The 19,264-nt window shown below is 44.4% G+C and carries 7 protein-coding genes and 1 pseudogene; 1 reads left to right on the forward strand and 7 read right to left on the reverse strand.

The features are described 5' to 3' along the window. Positions 1-163: 163 nt before the first annotated feature. From C510_RS0100315 to C510_RS0100335, 6 genes and pseudogenes are all read right to left on the reverse strand, one after another. Complete coding sequence (locus C510_RS0100315; RefSeq protein WP_018709340.1) at positions 164-2,515, reverse strand: glycoside hydrolase family 3 N-terminal domain-containing protein; 2,352 nt, start codon at positions 2,513-2,515, stop codon at positions 164-166. A 41-nt stretch (positions 2,516-2,556) separates the two neighbouring features. Then, positions 2,557-4,758, reverse strand: coding sequence for a glycoside hydrolase family 3 C-terminal domain-containing protein (locus tag C510_RS15905; protein WP_034776265.1), 2,202 nt, complete (start codon positions 4,756-4,758; stop codon positions 2,557-2,559). Positions 4,759-4,815: 57 nt separating this feature from the next. Further along, positions 4,816-5,826 (reverse strand): annotated as a pseudogene (locus C510_RS17680) (glycoside hydrolase family 5 protein); the annotation flags it as partial. Positions 5,827-5,927: 101 nt separating this feature from the next. Continuing rightward, positions 5,928-7,187, reverse strand: coding sequence for a hypothetical protein (locus tag C510_RS0100325; RefSeq protein ID WP_022339049.1), 1,260 nt, complete (start codon positions 7,185-7,187; stop codon positions 5,928-5,930). A gap of 18 nt (positions 7,188-7,205) precedes the next feature. Further along, on the reverse strand, positions 7,206-8,882 hold the full coding sequence (locus tag C510_RS0100330) for a SusD/RagB family nutrient-binding outer membrane lipoprotein (protein WP_025892508.1): 1,677 nt from the start codon (positions 8,880-8,882) through the stop codon (positions 7,206-7,208). A gap of 8 nt (positions 8,883-8,890) precedes the next feature. Continuing rightward, positions 8,891-12,079 (reverse strand): SusC/RagA family TonB-linked outer membrane protein, encoded by a 3,189-nt coding sequence (locus tag C510_RS0100335; RefSeq protein WP_025892510.1) that lies wholly within the window; start codon positions 12,077-12,079, stop codon positions 8,891-8,893. A gap of 406 nt (positions 12,080-12,485) precedes the next feature. Here C510_RS0100335 and C510_RS0100340 point away from each other — a divergent pair, with 406 nt between their 5' ends. Next, entirely contained in the window at positions 12,486-16,511 is a 4,026-nt protein-coding gene (locus C510_RS0100340; protein WP_081621805.1) for a hybrid sensor histidine kinase/response regulator transcription factor, read from the forward strand. A 115-nt stretch (positions 16,512-16,626) separates the two neighbouring features. Here C510_RS0100340 and C510_RS0100345 read toward each other — a convergent pair whose 3' ends face one another. Further along, complete coding sequence (locus C510_RS0100345; protein WP_025892512.1) at positions 16,627-19,212, reverse strand: glycoside hydrolase family 84 protein; 2,586 nt, start codon at positions 19,210-19,212, stop codon at positions 16,627-16,629. Positions 19,213-19,264: the final 52 nt, after the last annotated feature.

The following is a 19,264-nucleotide window of genomic DNA, read 5'->3' on the forward strand; positions in this document are numbered from 1 at the left end:
ATACTCAAAAGTAACAGATTTAATTTAAGTATTTGAATCGAATACAATTACCATACAAAGATATGAGATAGATTCATAATCACACCGAAAACACATAAAAAAGATTCCCTGCCAGACAAACCGATATACATCTGATTCATCCGGCAGGTTCTTTTCCTTCTCCTTATTTGTTAGGGGTTTCCCAAACTTTTGTTTCAGCGCATTTCAAATCAACCCACTGGTCACCGCACTTCAGCTTGAAGTCTCCGGCTTCCAGACGCCACTTGCCATCATATCCAACAAAGGCAAGGTCACTACCGTTGATTATCATTTTTACAGTCTTTGTTTCACCCGGATTCAAAGCAATCTTTTCAAAATTACGCAAACGGATATTATCCGGTGTACTGCTTGCCACCAGGTCTTTGGAAAATAACAGAACTGCTTCTTTTCCTGCCACCTTACCGGTATTGGTCACATCCACCGTCACTACAATCTCATCGTCAGCGGTAAACAAAGCCTTGTTTGCTCTCAGGTTACTGTACTTATAAGTAGTATAACTCAAACCGTAACCGAACGGCCACTGTACATCCATGACTGAATCATAATTGTAATTACCTCCCATTTGTCCCAGATTCTCACACGGTTTATAATCGTAAGTAGCAAGTGCATTGATATACTTCGGATAAGTAAAAGGCAATTTCGCACTAAAATTAGCATCGCCAGCCATCAGGTTAGCCAAGGCGTCACCACCATAATTGCTCGGCAACATGACATTGATAACTCCTTGTGCCAAAGGCTCGATATCATTGATAAGTCGCGGACGCCCTTCGTTCAAGACCAATACAATCGGTTTCCCCGTCTTGGCCAATGCTTTGACCAAATTACGCTGATTCTCCGAAAGAGTCAGATCGGTCAGATTACCCGGAGTCTCGCAATAAGAATTTTCACCGATACAAGCCACAATCACATCGGCACGTGAAGCAGCTGCAACCGCCTTGCCGATTTCAGGAGTATTCTCCTCCCACCAGTTGTCGTTCTTATAAGATGCGTATGTTACTCCCGGTTCGTAAATAACGTTTTCTTTGCCATATTTGTTGCAGAGTGATTCATAAATGGTGTTGTATGCACCCGCACATTCATCAGCCAAATGTCCCTGCCAACTATAAGACCAACCTCCGTTCAGACACCGCATAGAATTGGCATTCGGACCGGTCAGGAGGATGCGTTTACCTTTTACAATAGGCAGTACCTCACCTTCATTTTTAAGCAGGACTTCCGACTCCTCTGCAGCCTGCAATGCAATATCGGCAAACTCTTTGGAACCGAACTTATCATATTTCCGGATATCCCAGTACGGATTGTCGAACAACCCAAGACGGTACTTCAGGCGCAAGACACGAGCTACCGCATCGTCAATACGGCTCATCGGCACTTCCCCCTCTTCCACCAATTCCTTCAGATACGTACAGAAACTTACTTCATAAGGAACCATGGACATATCGATACCGGCATTGATGGCTATTTTGATAGCTTCTTTCTTGGTAGCAGCGATATGGTCACGCGTACACAGATTATTGATGTCCGCCCAGTCTGTTACTACCATTCCATCCCAGTTAAGGTCTTCTTTCAACCATTCGGTCAGAAACTCCCGGTTGGCATGGAAGGGCAAACCATTGTCAACCCCGGAATTGACCATTACACTAAGTGCACCGTTACGAACAGCAGCCAGGAAAGGAGCAAAATGCTTTTCCCTCATATCACTGCGGGAAATGGAAGAAGGAGTACGGTCCTTTCCGGATACAGGTACACCATAACCCATATAATGCTTCATACAGGCAGCTACATTATATGCTCCGATATGATTCGGATCATTGCCCTGAAAACCAGAAACAGCGGCCTTACCCATTTCAGCATTCACATAACAATCCTCTCCATAATTCTCCCACATACGCGACCAACGCGGGTCTCGTCCCAAATCAACAACCGGCGCGTAAGTCCAAGGAATACAACTGGCCTTGGTTTCATACGCAGAAACTTCCGCTCCTTTCCGTGTCAATTCCCGATTGAAAGTGGCTCCCATATTGACACCTTGGGGAAACATGGTTCCCCCCAACGTATACGTTGTTCCATGGATTTGGTCTACTCCATAAATGCAGGGGATTCCAATCTCCTTCATGGAAACATCCTGAATTATTTTGATGGCCTCTGCCCATTTTTCTTTCTCCTGCGCCACACTTAAAGGAACATTCAACAGGGAACCTACCTTATATTTACCGATAACGGTATCAAGCATCGCCGTACTCAAGGTAAAACCTTTCTCCTTGCTAGCCCCGAAATCCGTTACGACATCAATCGTGATTTCACACATCTGACCGATTTTCTCTTCCAAAGTCATTCGTTCCAGCCATTGTTGGATATTGGCTTCTATTTCCGGATCAGCAGGAATAGCCGGCGCTACTTTATTTTCGACATTACCACAAGCACAAAAATTAGCGCCCAACAGTAAGGCTCCTACTACATTTCTTATTTGTTTCATACTATAAGTCTTTATCGTTTATTTCTTTACTATATACAAAATCAATCACAGTACATGAACGTTGCCGTTCCCTCAATATCTTCCGAAGAACGTCCGATATAAATCTTGAACCGACCCGGTTCTGCTATCCACTCATGACGCTCGTCATCAAAAAATGTCAAATCATCCCGTTCTACAGTGAAGGCCACCTCTTGCTCCTCTCCCGGTTGGAGCTCCACCTTATAAAAGTCTTTCAGTTCCTTAACCGGACGCAAAACACTGCATTTTTCATCGCCGATGTACAATTGTACGATTTCCTTACCGGCTACCTTGCCCGTATTCTTCACGGTTACTTTCACTTCAAGAGATTCGCCTGCCTTCAATTCTGTAGCTGATACAACAGGCTTGCCATACTGGAATTCGGTATAGCTTAAACCATAACCGAATGGAAACAAAGGCTTGATTTTCTTTGTATCGTACCAACGGTATCCCACCAGAATATCTTCCTTATACTCCTGACGGATACTGTCTCCAGGATAACTGATTTCTCCATAAAAATGAGCGGGACAATCTTCCAATCTTACCGGATAAGAGAAAGGCAGTTTACCGCTTGGATTAATTTCGCCAATCAATACATCGGCCAACGCTTTTCCACCGATGGAACCCAAATACCAAGACTGAATCAAAGAAGGAACTTTTTCTATCCACGGCATATCCACAGCATTACCACTAGTCAATACAAGGACCATCTTCTGGTTGACATCCAAAATACCTTTAATGAGCCGGTTCTGTTCAAAAGGCAGTTCGAAAGTCTTCCGGTCGTCTCCTTCACAATCCTGTTGGTAGTTTTTATTCAATCCACCCAGGAAAATCACTAAATCAGCCTGTTTGGCCTCTTCGATTGCAGCAGAATAAAGAGAATCGATAACCGATTGAGGAATGACATCCGCCCGATCAAACATCGGCCGACCTGCGACGTACCCTTGTGAGAAAGTAATGCAATCGCCGAATTCCTCCTTCAATGCATCCAATGGGGTAATTACCTTCTTGGGCTTCAGCTCGGAAGACCCTCCTCCCATCATCAGATTACGTATAGCATTGTCACCTACGACAAGGATACGTTTGTACGCTCCCTTCTGAATAGGCAACAGAGGTTTCTTATCAAACCTAGACTCATTTTTCAATAATACAATACCTTCTGTTGCAATCCGATAAGCTGTCTCTTCATGGTTTTCATTCGCCATGGCTCCAAATCCTTTGTTCCGATTCATGGAAGTTCTGAAAATCAACCGAAGTACACGTGCAGCCTTTTCTTCTACAACTTCCATCGGTATTTTACCATCTTTGATCATCCGCAGATAAGCATCTCCCAAATAATAATCGTTGTAACCCAAATCAGAATTGGAGGTCAATCCGTTGGTATAAGTACCCAGCTCCAGGTCCAATCCATACATGGCAGCTTCATAAGTATCATGAGCGGCTCCCCAGTCGGTCACTACACATCCGTCGAATCCCCACTCACCTTTTAGGATGTCATTGTTCAATAACTTGTTATGAGCTGCATGTGTACCTCTCACCTTGTTGTAGGCTCCCATGATAGTCCATGTTTTTCCTTCCATGACAGCAGCCTTGAAAGCCGGGAGATAGATTTCATACAGCGCCCGGTCACTGACCTGTACATCGATGTGGTTTCTCCATAGCTCTTGATTATTCAGTGCATAATGTTTCACGCAAGCCGCTACACCGTTTTCCTGTACTCCTTGAATATAAGGAACACACATACGTGCTGCCAAATAAGGATCTTCACCCAAATACTCAAAATTTCGTCCGTTCAGGGGAGTGCGGTAAATATTTACGCCGGGACCCAACAGTACACTCTTGTTACGGAAAAGTGCTTCTTCGCCGATGGCAACTCCATACGACTTGGACAAAACAGGATTCCAGGTAGAAGCCAGACACGTAAGTGCCGGAAAAGCCGTACAACTGTCGTTTGTCCATCCGGCATAATCCCAACTGTTCCAACAGATTTCCGCACGTACGCCATGAGGACCGTCCGAATACATCAATCCCGGAATTCCCAACCGCGCACACCCCGGTGTGCTAAAACGACCGTCAGCATAGCTCAAACGTGTCTTTTCTTCCAATGTCATCCGACTTAGAGCATCCTTCACCCGTTCTTCTATCGGAAGATTATCATTCAGGTATGCCAGAACACCACCTACAATAATCGGTTTACTCTTGCCGGACAGGATGGTCTGGATCAGTTCCGTCTTCGGTTGATTCTTGACTGTATAAATACCGAACCCGCCTTGGTAATCCCATTTAGCCCATGCAATGTCCAAGCTATCGAATACACTGATGACATCCTTATACCATCTCAACGCATCGGCGACAGGTGCTTTTTCATACATACCGAATTCACCACAATACAAGTGCAATCCCTTTTCATCAGCCACCTGTTTGGCCTTCATCAAGAAAGAGACCAACGTTTCGCGATTCCAAGGTGTCTTCCATCGTCCTACCAGTTTCTTGTCTGTTTCCGATAAACGATTGAACTCATCATCGGTCACCAGATACCCCGGATAATGTACATTCCCCTGATAATTTCCAAATTCAGTCCATTCGGCCTTATAGTGACTTAGCAGAAACGGTTCATAAAAATGACAGCTAAGCAAAATATTCGGATCACCTTGAGGCACCTCCAGATACTGGAATGTCCCTACTCCTTGCCACATGTTAGAGCCCAAAACCAAAACCCGGTCCTTCTCTACACTACGGATTACCTGATAAGCTTTGGCCAGTAACTTATTCCAGTCACTGTGGTCAGGAGCAGTAGGCTCATTCATAATTTCGTAAGCAACCGCAGAAGTAGGATATACTTTAAGTTCAGTCACCAACTCTTTCCATAAATCCAAAAAATGATTCTGTTCGTTGACATCATTCCACAAACGGTTCTGTTTACCTTCATTTCCCGCATTGAAATAATGAGACCTGATGATATGCAGGTCTACAATCACCCGCAAATCATTCTGCATGGCCCAACGAATCCCTTGATGAAGAAAATGAAAAGCCTCCTCATTCTTCTGTCCCTGTTCGTTCCACATCACTTCCTCATCAATCGGAAGACGAACATGGTCAAACCCGTCGCGAGCTATCTTTCTGAAATCGATTTCATGCATACCGTCCTTGATGGCTGGACCGTTTTCAACCCTTTGTGACAACCAATGGCTCAGATTAACACCTCGCCTTATCGCAAAAGATTCTCCGTTAGAAGCATAGCTTGCTGTCCCAAGTACCAACAAAGAAACAATTATAAATAATCTTCTTATCATATACAAAATGATTTTATACCTTCTTTTCCAAGAAAGCAGTACATAAACTACATATCCGTGGATATAATTCAAGCCGACTATACCCACGGAATGTATATAAACTATTTAACTGATACTCTATCTACATAGTAACCATGTCCTACACACAAGAATCCTCCTTCGGCCTTAATCTTATCCAGTGCTTCTTGCGTCAACACGACTTCCAGCATTCCATCTTCCTGGAATTCGACGACTGACGTACCCGGCAAATCATTCCAGGCAACAGTAGTAGTACGAATCTGATGATAGTCAGCCTCGGGTTCCACAGAATAATAGATACTCAAGGTACTACCGGCAATGATGGAGTTGAATGCGTCCAACGGTATCAAGCTGAATGTCTTGTTCGGGTTGCCATCTTCATAATCCCACGATACATAATGGTGTCCCTCCCAAAGAATCGTTTCAGAAACAACAGCAAACGAAACTTCGGTTACCAGTTCACCACCAGCATAGAATTTCACTTCCTGACCGTTGCTGGAAGTACCCTTCAACAGGTATTCTCCATCAGCCATAGCCGGACAGGTAAACGCTATTTCTGTAGCATTCTTTCTAAGGAAATCGGTTACTACCGTACCATTGACATCAAGACTGGTGATTTTGTCCATATTCAATCCTGTCATTACCCATTCACTGTTTGCAGCGATGTGTTCAAATCCACCGGTAATAAGCGAAGAACTTGTCACTGTCAAAAGGTTTGCGCCGAATCTGTTTCCATCCACATCCACCAGACTAATGCGGTATTGGCCATCTGTCAAATCGGTTGGAACTACATATTCTATATAATCACCTAATTCCGAACTTCCGGATGCAGTAACATCAGCGGTCATATCACCGATTTTAATGCTTTTGACCAAGCTAAGATTCGTCCCATACAAACGGGAAGTAGTCCCTGTTGCCACAATCCGTTCCAACCCTACAGCTTCCGACCAAGGCTCACCTTGAAGCGGACTGACCACAATCTGTGCTTCTCTGGAAGTAGAAGCACCTGCAGTTGTAGTAGCCACCACTTTCAAACGATATGTCCCGGCTTCCAAGGAAATATTGATAGTATCCCCTTTCTGTACTTCTACACCATCAATCATCCAAGTCACTTCAGTATAATCGGAAGGTGTTACTGTCAGCTTCATCTTAAAATTTGCATCACGGCTAATCTGTGAAATGACTGCTGGTTCACCATTACTCCAATCAGGAAATACAGGATCCAGAATCTGCGGATAATCATCCGGAGTAATTGTAGAGAATGGTTCCTCCTCGCTACATGAAACACATGCCATACCCATAACCATCAGTACAGCCATCAGTTTTAAATATATCTTGTTCATACCCATTGTTTTTAAAAATTAGTTTACAGAATCCCACCATACGTGAGTATACCAACTATCCTGACCACCCATTCTTTGTAAGGCCTCATCGTAACTTTGCTTGTTATAGGAAGATTCCAGAATCGGATAACAGAAGCGAACCGGAATATCTTTACCGTCTGTCAGATATTGTTCGAATCCATATTCAGCCGGAGACTTCAGTACCGGATAACCGGAACGTCTCACGTTCGCCCAACATTCAGCAGGATTCAGGAAATGCAGGATCCAGGCTTGTGTATTGATAGAACGAACTTTCTGCTCATCTGTATATCCAATCGGGTTATTGCTATAATATTCATCGAATTCTTCATCAGTAATTTCTTCACAATCATAATTATCTGAAAGGAAAGTCATGGCAGCCCGTACTCCTGTCTTGTAATATTCTTCCACAGACATCGAACCTACGCTCCACCCTTTCAAAGCAGCTTCAGCCATCAGGAACATCACTTCTGAATATGTCATGACAACTCCGGGATTATCACTCATCAGGAAAGTAGTGGCCAATTTAGGCTCAACTTCACGTGAAACCGAATAAACGATACTAGGATTGGTTTCAGCCATTTCCTTCAAGATATCACTGTCATAACCGGTAGGCCACGGTTCCCAAGAAAATGCTCCCGGCACACAAGGCTGAAACTCGATGCCTTTCTCTATCATTTCTTCAGTCAGATCAATACGGTTATCGGGACTGGAGGTACTCATCAGCCCATCATAATAGCAACGGGCAATTCTGAATGTACGCGGGTCCTTGGTATCATACAACTGGTTAAAGAAAGTAGAGCACAGATAAGTCGGATTGTTAGCCGGGTCGTTTCCATACAAGACTTTGGAATAAGCATTTCCCCGATAGTCTGAATACGATTCAGAACCGAAGCTATAGGAGATTTCCATGTAATGAATCAACGCATCATCAGCTGAACTGGTAAAAACTCCACCGTCAGCAGCCAACGCAGCCTCAAATTCCTGACGGGCTCTCTCCGGATCTACATTCGAGATTCTCATGGCAAAACGCAGACGGAGTGAATTAGCGAATTTCTTCCACTTCTGAATGTCTCCATCATAGATGACATCACTGGTAAGCTCATCTTTTGTAGCGTCAAACTGATCGACTGCTGCAGCCAGCACCTTAAAGAAATCATCGTAAATATCTTTCTGTTCATCATAACGGGGAGTAAAGAGACTCTCCAAGTAACCTTTGCCGGCCTCGCTATAAGGGACATCACCGTACAGGTCGGTAATGACAGACATGATGTATACCCGATAGATATTCAAGGCTGCATTGATATTCACCTTGGCAGGATCGTCCTTGGTTCGGTATTCGGCATCCACCAGGTTAGCTACAGCACCGGTATATCCCAAGGTCCATCCATATCCCATGATATTGTTATCAATAAAATGACGTCCACCATGGAAAGTAGTATTCCAGCAACCCATAAACTGCTGGTTGAATGCAGAAAGGTAGTTTCTATAGATATCCACCATATCCAACCGTCCATAGGTCTGCAACTGTGCGGTAGTAAGCTGTGCATTCGGGTCGATGACATCTGCTTTGGAAGGGTCCGTATTCATGTCCTCCAGGTAACTGTCACTGCAGGCTCCCAGAAACGAAGTGCAGGCAGTAAGCATGATTGCTATAATTGATTTATTGTACTTCATAATTGATATTAGAATTTGATGTTAACATTGAATCCATAACTTCTGCGTGAAGGAAGAGAACCATACTCCAATCCCATACCAGTTGTATTGTTGTAGTTGGAATCCGGGTCAATGTTCGGAATGTTCTTGTAAAGGATGAACGGGTTTCGGGCTACAAAGGAAACCGTCATGTTATCTATGACACCTTTGAATATCTTCTTAGGAATCTGGTATGTCAAGGTTATTTCACGACATTTCACATAAGAATTGTCATAGATGAACATGGAAGGTGCATTTCTACAGACACTCATCCAATAATCTTCCGGATTGATGTAGATATCATTTTCACGGTAAGTACCGTCACCGTTATCAATGACACCCGGAGCTACGAAACCGCCTGTCGGTGTCCAGTCCGGAGAGCCTTTAGGCAAACCGGCAGCTTTACGCTGTTCTTCAGAACGGTACCATTCTTCACGTCCCTCCAAAGTAGCCAGACTCTTACCGGATTCATAAGCCGAACGGGCAGACATAGAATAAAGGTCAGCACCTACCTTTACATCGAACACGGCAGAAAGCGACAGATTCTTGTAAGCCAATGTCGTTACTACGCCACCGGTCCAGTCCCAGGAAGCATTACCTAACACGTGCGCACTCTTGTCGTACATCGGCAAACCGGTAGCCGGGTCAATCAGTACATCTCCGTTCTCATTGCGTTTGAAGTCAGGACCGATGATAGACCCATAGTTCTCGCCCACCTTGGCAGCCACCTGTACATCCAGCCATGAAGCTTTCTCAAGTTCGAACATATCCATATCATCCACCAGTTCCTTCACTTTATTCTGGTTTTTCGAGAAGTTCAGGTTCAAATCCCAAGAGAAGTCCTTTGTCTGTATCACCCGGGTATTAAGAGCGATTTCAATACCCTTGTTTTCAATCTCACCGGCATTAATCAGACGATAGTTATATCCGGAACTCCAGGAACTGGCCATTCCCATAATCTGATCCCGACTGACCTGAGAATAGTAAGTGAAGTCCAAACCGATACGGTTGTTCAGGAACTTTGTTTCCAGACCGACTTCGAATGAATTGGTTCTGGTCGGTTTCAAGTCTTTGTTAGGTACTGTATTGTTGTTGATGTATCCGATGGTATAGCCGGGATAGGTATATTTTGATTTGGTATATACCAATCCCAACTGATACGGATTCGTATCACTACCTACCTGTGCCCACGACATACGGATTTTACCATAAGGCAATATATTCTTCTTGTTCAGAATTTCGGAGAAGATAAAGCTACCCGAGAAAGAAGGATATACATAAGTATTGTTGTTCAACGGAAGTGTGGATGACTGGTCGGCACGTAGAGTCGCGTCAAAATACAACATGTGTTTCCATCCCAAGTTGACCGCGCCGTATACAGAATTAATCTGTTTGCGGTAAGTATTCTGTTCCACACTGATTTCATTGAAGCTGAGCAAAGCCACGACATCACGAATCTGCATATCCTGAGCAGTAGTGACCGTTGTCAGATTGTCCACCTTGAACAGGTTGCCTCCCAAAGTCGCGTTGAAATCAAAATCTCCCCATGTATTGTTATACAAGGCCAGCAATTCGAAGTTATACATACGGTTCTCAAAAGAACTGATCTGCAGACGACCGGCTTCAAATCCCGGAGTAGTCGGTGCCTGGTAGTCTTCGAAAGTAAACCAGTTCATTTCAGTACCTAATGTACCCTGAATCTTCAGATGGTCATTGATATTCCAAATGGCCTTACCATTCAGACGGAACTGGTCTTTCTGTGAGACGTTACTGTTCTTATATACTCCCCAGTAAGGATTGACGTTATACGGGTCCATACCGTTCCAGTTACTGTACTCCCCGTTCTCATCCTGATAGGTCTTCAGCCATTCCTGGTCATAAGTAGTAGCCAGAGTCATCAGGTTCTTACCGATGTTGGCCTTACTGTCACCCATCGCCGGACGGTTGTTAACATCTTCACGGGTATAATTCGCACTGAAATCCAAATCAACTTTAGCCAAAGACGTATTGGCACGTAATGAGAAATTGTTACGGCTCATGTTGGTTTTCGGAACGATATCCTTGTTCCGCATATCGGTGTATGAGAAACGGACACCGGTCTTTCCATTACTTGAACTGATGACTGCTGTATTGGTAGCGGTCAGACCCGTACGGAAAAAGCCCGACGTATTGTCCGGTATAATCAGATACGGACGTTCCACCCCATCAAAATATTTCAGCATGTTACTGCCGTCAGCCTTCGGTCCCCAACTGGTATTTGTGTTCGATACCGCATCGATACTGTAAGTACCGTTACTACCCATACCATAAATCTGCTGAATATCGTTCCATTTAGACAACTGCGTATCAACCGTCAGCGTACCGTTATATTCCACACTGAATTTTTCTTTACCGTCGGCTTTCTTGGTGGTAATCAGGATGACACCGTGGCTGGCACGGCTACCATACAAGGCAGATGCCGCAGGACCTTTCAAGACAGAGATGTTTTCGATGTCATCTGGGTTGATGCTGGAGATTCCGTCACCCAAATCATAACCACCATACGTACCGGCACTACCATAATTTGTATTGTCCAAAGGTACACCGTCAATCACGTAAAGCGGCTGATTGTTTCCGGTCATCTCTGTACTACCACGAAGAATGACGCGGGTGGAACCGGAAGGACCGCTGGCTGTCTGGCTGACTACCAGACCCGGAACGCGCCCTGCCATGGAATTGATGACATTCGTTTCTTTTGCCTTGGTCAGCGCTTCACCCTTCACTTCGGCAACACCGTATCCCAAAGCCTTGCGCTCTCTCTTGATACCCAATGCAGTCACTACCACTTCACTCAACACCTGATTGTCTTCTTCCAACGTAATGTCCATGACACCTTTGGTAGCTTTCACTTCCTTAGAAGTATAGCCTACATAACTGATGACCAGAACGGCTCCTTTTTTTACATCGAGGGTAAAACGTCCGTCCAGATCGGTGATGGTACCGTTGGTCGTTCCTTTTTCTACAATGGAAGCTCCGATAATCGGCCCGGTAGCATCTTTCACGACTCCCGATATTTTTTCTGATTGCTGTACCACCGCCAAAGATTCCGAGGCGGCAACAGACTGCATCTGGGGGATTCCACCTATCAGGCAGAATGACAAAGTCCCACAGAACAATGATCTTCTATAACTTGTGTTCATAGATTTGATTAATTATATTAATGAATTCTGATTACCTGAAACAGAAATTAAAAGTGGAAAACAAAAGTTTTTTGAAAAAGACATCTTTTGCACACGTTCTATCTGCGTGCACAAATATTAATCTGGCTTCAATCATGCTTCATAGGCTTTAGGATTTAATGTTTACGAGTGCAAAATTATGAATACGTAATTAACAGATGGAACTGGTATGTGCTACACTACGTCACGAAATGTACAATCAACATTTCATACCCTATTTTTCGACATTCAAGCCCCCTACAGAGCCTATTTTTCTCTTGGAAAAGGAAAATAAGTCCATAAAAAAACGTACTTTTACGAAAAATTTTTCAACGCTTCGCGGCTGTACGAATTAAGTTTATTATCATCTCTTAACAATGAGAAGACTATGAGAACACTGGTTATCCTTTTATTGTCTCTACTCTCTTATGCAGTTCCTGCGCAAGAGAATATCATGTTCAAACACTTGACCGTACATGACGGACTAGCCGACAATGAAGTGAAATGTATCCTGAAAGACAACAATGGTTTCCTTTGGTGCTCTACCAATACAGCTATCAACCGGTATGACGGATATAATGTCAAACAATACCCCAATACATCAAACGGTTTAAGCCTGTCCACTTCCATCGAGCAGATACAGATGGACTACAACGGTGATATCTGGATAAACCGATACGGACACTATTTCATTTACGACAGAGAAAAAGACCAGTTTATCGATGCCCAGCCTTTATTGGACAAATACCAGCTTCATAACAACACGTATCCGCAACAAATCTTCATCGATGACCAGAAAAACCTCTGGTCCTACAACGGACACATCATGAAATACTATAATTTCAAGGATGACATCACCTATACCATAGAAAATCTGCCAGATTATATAAAGTTCATGTATGTCAAACAGCATTACTTGTTTTATATCGATGCGGAAAACGACCTGTTCATTACCGATACATTCAATAAGAAAAACTTCTATCACGTTTCCTTGAACCAACTGTTCGACAAGGAAAAGTACCTGGACTACAAATTCTACGTAGACAGCGATCTGGATATCTGGATTTACAGTTCAAATACCCAAGGGCTCTGGTTGCTGTCCAAAGGAAGCGGAAACTCCTGGGAACTCACAACCATTCAACACATATCCTACCTGTTGAGCAACAAAGTCATCAGCATTTGTGAAGATTACGACCGCCGGATCTGGATAGGAATGGAATATGACGGAATCAGCGTCTATGACAAGAAAGAAAAGGCCCACAGACACATTTCGCAAACCAACGACACACATTCATTGGGAAGCAACAAAGTATGGTGTTTCTATTGTGACAAGGAGAATACCATGTGGGTAGGTACCATGCGAAACGGAATATCCTATTACAACAAAGATTTCTCACCGTTTACCAAAACCGTACAACCTGTCAAGCACGACATCTCCTGTTTGACGGAAGATAAAGACAACAACCTGTGGTACGGAACAGATGGAGGAGGCATATACCGGATAGATCGCAACGGAGAAAGCACTCATTTCAGCAAGGAAAAAGGGAACTCGTTCAGCGATAAGATAGTATGCCTATACTGTGATTCCAAAGGAAGAATCTGGGTAGGAACTTACCTGGACGGATTCGGGTTTTATCAGGATGGGAAATTCCACCAATACCCTTTTTCGGATACTTTTCCCCGGAACCCGATAAACAATAGCATCTGGAGCATGACAGAAGACCGCGAAGGTAACCTCTGGTTAGGAAATCTGAATGACGGCCTGCACATGTATAATCCCGATAAAGCAGAATTCCATACCTATTTACCCCAGAATTCCAAACTGGGTAATGCCCATGTCATGTCTGTATACTTCGATGGGAAACAATCCGTCTATATGGCTACGTGTAATGGCATGAACATTATCGATACCCGAACCAAGGAGATAAGCAGCATACGGAGCAATAAGAAACATACACAAGCTATCAAAGATTCCGTCCAGAACAACATCTATGTAGACAGCAGAGGACTCATTTGGATAGGTGGAAGAGAAGGTCTTACGGTGTTTGACACCAGACTTGATACACTCTACTACATAAATGACAACAACAGTAAACTGAAAGGAAGTCTTGTAAGAGGCATTACAGAAGACAACCGGCAAAACATTTGGGTAGTCACCACCGACGGAATCACAAAGATCCAGATATCCACTGATAATCATCGGAACAGCTACCAGTTCACCTGCCATCCTTACTCCAAGAACGACGGGCTGCAATCTTCGGACTTTGTACATAATTCCATCTATCGCGCCCACAACGGAAATATCATGATAGGCGGAAACGGAGGATATTATAGCACCAACCCTGATATGCTACATAGCAGCCGAAGGGCGATGCCGGTCATATTTACCCGATTGAAAGTTTTCAATCAGCCCATCGAAGCTGATTCCCTATACGACGGACACGTTATTCTGCACAAGAATATCGAACTGACCGATAAGATTGTCCTGAAAAACAGCCAAAGCACATTCAGTCTGGAATTCTCCACGCTGGAATACATCAGAACGCACAATCTGCAATTCTCTTTCCGCCTGAAAGAAGCCAACGAGAACTGGACTATGTTGAAAGACAATCAGATTTCTTTCAACAACATGGCTACAGGTACCTATACCCTGGAAGTTCGTGCTACAAACTCCGACGGATTATGGAGCCAACCATCGTCACTCATCATTGTCATAGAGCCTCCTATTTGGTTAAGCAACTGGTTCATAACACTCTATGTTCTCATATTCATAGCCATCATTCTTTACGCATGGTTTCTGAACGACCAGAAACACAAGCGAAGAATGAAATACAAGGAAATAGAGCTGGAAGCCCAGAAGCAGCACGAAATCGATGAAATCAGAATCAACTTTTTCACCAATCTCAGCCACGATTTCCGCACTCCGTTGTCACTTATTATCACCCCGTTGGAGGAGCTGTTGAAACAAGACAATGAAATGAAAGGCATGCTGAACATCATCTACAAGAATGCCATGACACTTTTGAACCTGGTTAACCAGATATTGGATTTCAGGAAACTGGAAATGCAGAAAAACACGGAAATCCAAACAAGTTGTGGAGATTATGTCCAGTTCGCCAATGAAATCATCAAGAGCTTTTCGGTTTATGCGGAAACCAACCACCTGTCACTAACACTCGAAAAACAGACTGACAGCCTCCCGATAATGTTCGACAAGGATAAAATGCATAAGATATTCATGAACTTGTTGTCGAATGCGGTCAAATATGCCGGAAATCCTGGAAAAGTGACCATCAAAATATGGACTGAAAAGGATAAGGTCTATACAAGCATTGCAGACAACGGACCAGGGATAGACGATGCCAACAAATCGAAGATTTTCGACCCGTTCTTCCAGATACCCAACAGCAAGGCATTATATGGCAGCGGAATAGGTCTCCACATCGTCAAAGATTTGCTGAAAGCCCATGGCGGTGACATTTATGCGGAAGACAACGAGCCGAACGGTACCCGATTTATCTTCTACATCCCCATCATTTCCGCTACGCAGGAAACAGAGATTACGGATCGCCCTGAAGATGAAAACATTGCCAACCCATTGACAGAAGAAGCACAAGAACTCCCTGAAACGGAAAGTCCGGAAAAGACAGCAGTCCTGGTTGTAGAAGATTATCAGGATTTAAGGAATTTCCTGACGGACTCGCTCAAGAAGGAATATACGGTCTATGCTGCGGTCGACGGCCTGCACGCATTGTCTATTCTGAAGAAGGAACACATTGACCTGATAGTTACGGATGTCATGATGCCGAACATGGACGGAATCGAATTATGCCGGGCAGTGAAAAGCAACATCAAGATTTCACACATCCCTATCATCATGCTGACGGCCAAAAACGACATCGAACATGTTACACAAGGCTTCGTTGAAGGTGCAGACGATTATATTCAGAAACCGTTCAACCTGGATATCCTGAAACTGAGAATGCGCCGGATATTGAAATGGAAGCAAGAATGTTACCGGAAATTTGCAATAGCAGACATTCCTACCAGTGACATCACTTCCAGTTCGTTGGACGAATCCTTCATGGAAAAAGCCATCAAAGCGGTAGAAGACAATATCGAAAATCCACAATTCTCTGTGGAAGAGCTCAGCAGCATCGTCGGCATGAGCCGGAGCAACCTGTATAACAAGCTCATGTCCATTACCGGAAAAGCTCCCAGCGAATTCATACGTCTGTTAAGGCTGAAGAAAAGTGTCAAATACCTGCAAGGTACCCAAATGACCGTAGCCGAAGTAGCTTACAAAGTAGGATTCAATTCCCCCAAAATATTCACCCACTATTTCAAGGAAGAATACAAGATGACTCCTACAGAATACCGGAAGGCGAAGGAAACGCAGGAAGAAGCTTCCTGATTCCTACGTATCACACCCTTCTGTAAATCCCGCCAAACTCCTGAATTTTCCAGGAGGCTGGCGGGATGGATAAAATCAACTCAACGGGAAGGACTCGAAGCGGCTCCTCTATTCGTCATCTTCCGCCGGTGACGGACATCGGTTGGGCAATAATTTCAAAGATTTCGGCATCTCCTTCAATAGTCACTTTACTGACCTCATCGTTTGCCAGTTCTGTTTTAAAGAAGGAGGAAGAAATGCTCGTCTCTGAAACCAGCTCACCTTTTTTGCCGAACTGTTTGAACGTCAAAGGAGCGGAAAGTTCTCCCATCAGAAGCGTATACCCCTTGACACCTTGAGGAACCTCAAAAGACAGGCTTTGAGTCACTCGGCAGGATGTTCCCGGATTCTGATCGAAAGCATAAACTCCCTGTTGCGGTTGTTCCATCTCCAGTTTGAATCCCAAGTTATCGATGCGAACCGGATTGACATCGAAGGTACGGACGGAAGCATAGTTCTTGCGGTCGGATTCAAGTCTTTTCAGGCGTACATAACGTGCCTTTACAGGTTCTCCCTGCCAATGGATAACATACTGCTTGGTCAGTTCTCCAATCAGAGGAACCCATGTCCGGCCGTCGACAGAACATTCCAAAGCCGCATGGTCGAAATAGTCTACATCATCCACAGAGTTCCTTCCTTGCAGAATGGAAACTTCCGTTACATCACGAACATCCCTCAAGTCCACTCCAATCCAATCGCCGTCCTTTTGTCCGATACCGGAAGTATAAAACGTCGTCGAATCATTGTCGAACATCAGTTTGGTAAGGATTGTTCCCGAGCTTCCGAAAGAACCGATTCCTTTATAGTCTTTAGGTGTCGTGCCAAGTAACTTTTTCAGGAATCCGTGCGCCATGTCATCCATTGCGTTTTCGTAGAAAGGCTGCAATTTCAGCGTCCCCGACTTATGAGCCTCATAATTCTTGCGGTCTTCCTTGCTCATCAGGTTCTGTATATACTTGCTCCAGAAATCAGCATCATTGTTCCCGGCACGATAGATTTGAGCCAGCTCTATGGCACGCTTTCCCCTCGTACCCAGTTTGCCGAACTCAATCAGCCACGGACGAAGCTCCTGTAGCAAGGCCTTATTCTCACAGGACTTTTCCATTTCAGCCGGAACCTTTTCCACCTTCTCAAATTCAGCTTTGAGCAACCGGGCCTCATCGTCGTTCCAATCCGCCATCCGGAAAGTCTTGGTCTCCCAGGATTCATCGCGACGGTAACCGTTTTCCGTATCGCTGGAATGTATCGCAAACGTACGGTAAGCATCTTTGGCTTTGGGAGCCAGTTCCACCAATCCTCTTTCCCAGTTGTCGATAGGGTTATAGTTGGCGATGTTCCATGCATAGTCCGCAACACCATATAAGGCAAGTTTAGATGCCTCACCGTGTTCCATGGGATTGCTGATGACGCCACAGACCTCATTTTGTGTAAGCGAGGTATCCAGACCATATACAGGCCCCTGTAGAATGAAGTTACGGACATAATCGGTTACCGGATAATTCCACCAGTAATATGCAGGTCTTTTGATGCGTGAATTTATCCATTCCATGGTTTCGGGAGTCATGTCACTACATACCACATCTCCAGTCCAGAACACTTTAATATCCGGATTCAGACTATTTCCATAAATAGCCAGACTTCCTTGCGGAGTAGGATTTGCCCAAAGCTTGGAATAGTCGGTAGGACAGACAGTCAACGGAGACACATCTCCTTTGGCCTTCACAAAATCATCCGTCAGCCGGTTCAAGAGTTCCGTCTGTTTCAGCGGATTGGTGCCTTCACCGGAAATATCATCGAAGAAGATGGCGAAATCCCTTACCCCCAGGTCGTACATCCAGTTGAATTTGTTGACCAGGTTCTGATAGTCTTCTTCGTTCCATTTGATGTCCTGTCCCGGATGAATGGCCCATACAAAATCCACCCGGTTCCGTTTGCAGGCCTGCACCAGTTCCCTGATGTTTTGAGCCTCTTTTTCGGGATACGGCAGCCTCCAGTTCGGACAACTGTGATACGGGTCGTCTTTGGGACCGTACAGGTAAGTATTCATTTTGAATTTCCCATAGAAATCAATCAGCGACATACGCACCTGATGCGACCACGGTGTACCGTAAAAGCCCTCTACTACACCCCGATTGGGCAAGTCCGGATAGTCGTTAATATCCAGATAAGGCAATTCCCCGTTCTGAGCAACGGGACTTTCCAAAAGCTGGCGTAATGTCTGGATGCCATAAAAGGCTCCTCGTTCATCGTAACCCACGATGGATATTCCTGCTTTATCAATGTGCATGGCATAAGCTCCGGAAACTTCCTTTATGCCTTGCTTGCGTGCGGCTTTCTTTCCAAAGTCAAGGGTCAGCTTTACCCCTTTCTTCGCCAATGTGAGAAAGTCCAGGTTCTCCGAAAACTTATGCTGTTTGTCCTTCAGGACCACTCCGTCTGTAATATCCAGCACCCCGTTTCCGTTGACGGTCAATTCGTGAGGAGTCGGATTGATAATAATTCCATGGTGGTCTATCTTCTCTCCGGGAACAGGCAATACTTGTTGGATTTCCAGTCTCTGTGACGATAAATCGAACTCAGTTTCTTGAGCGAAGAGGTTGCCGCATGCCAGTGCGCATATCGCTCCTACCATTAATGATTTGTGATAATGTCTATTTTTCATAATAACTGAATAGGGGTTTATCCAACAAAGCTATCAATTTAATCTGAATTAA

The sequence above is a fragment of the Phocaeicola barnesiae DSM 18169 = JCM 13652 genome (assembly GCF_000374585.1).
Taxonomy (GTDB): Bacteria; Bacteroidota; Bacteroidia; order Bacteroidales; family Bacteroidaceae; genus Phocaeicola; species Phocaeicola barnesiae.

Excerpts from the sequence above, each read along its gene's own strand:
- C510_RS0100315 (WP_018709340.1), bottom strand. The coding sequence starts at position 2,515 with ATGAAACAAATAAGAAATGTAGTAGGAGCCTTACTGTTGGGCGCTAAT.
- C510_RS0100325 (WP_022339049.1), bottom strand. The coding sequence starts at position 7,187 with ATGAACAAGATATATTTAAAACTGATGGCTGTACTGATGGTTATGGGT.
- C510_RS0100330 (WP_025892508.1), bottom strand. The coding sequence starts at position 8,882 with ATGAAGTACAATAAATCAATTATAGCAATCATGCTTACTGCCTGCACT.
- C510_RS0100335 (WP_025892510.1), bottom strand. The coding sequence starts at position 12,079 with ATGAACACAAGTTATAGAAGATCATTGTTCTGTGGGACTTTGTCATTC.
- C510_RS0100340 (WP_081621805.1), top strand. The coding sequence starts at position 12,486 with ATGAGAACACTGGTTATCCTTTTATTGTCTCTACTCTCTTATGCAGTT.
- C510_RS0100345 (WP_025892512.1), bottom strand. The coding sequence starts at position 19,212 with ATGAAAAATAGACATTATCACAAATCATTAATGGTAGGAGCGATATGC.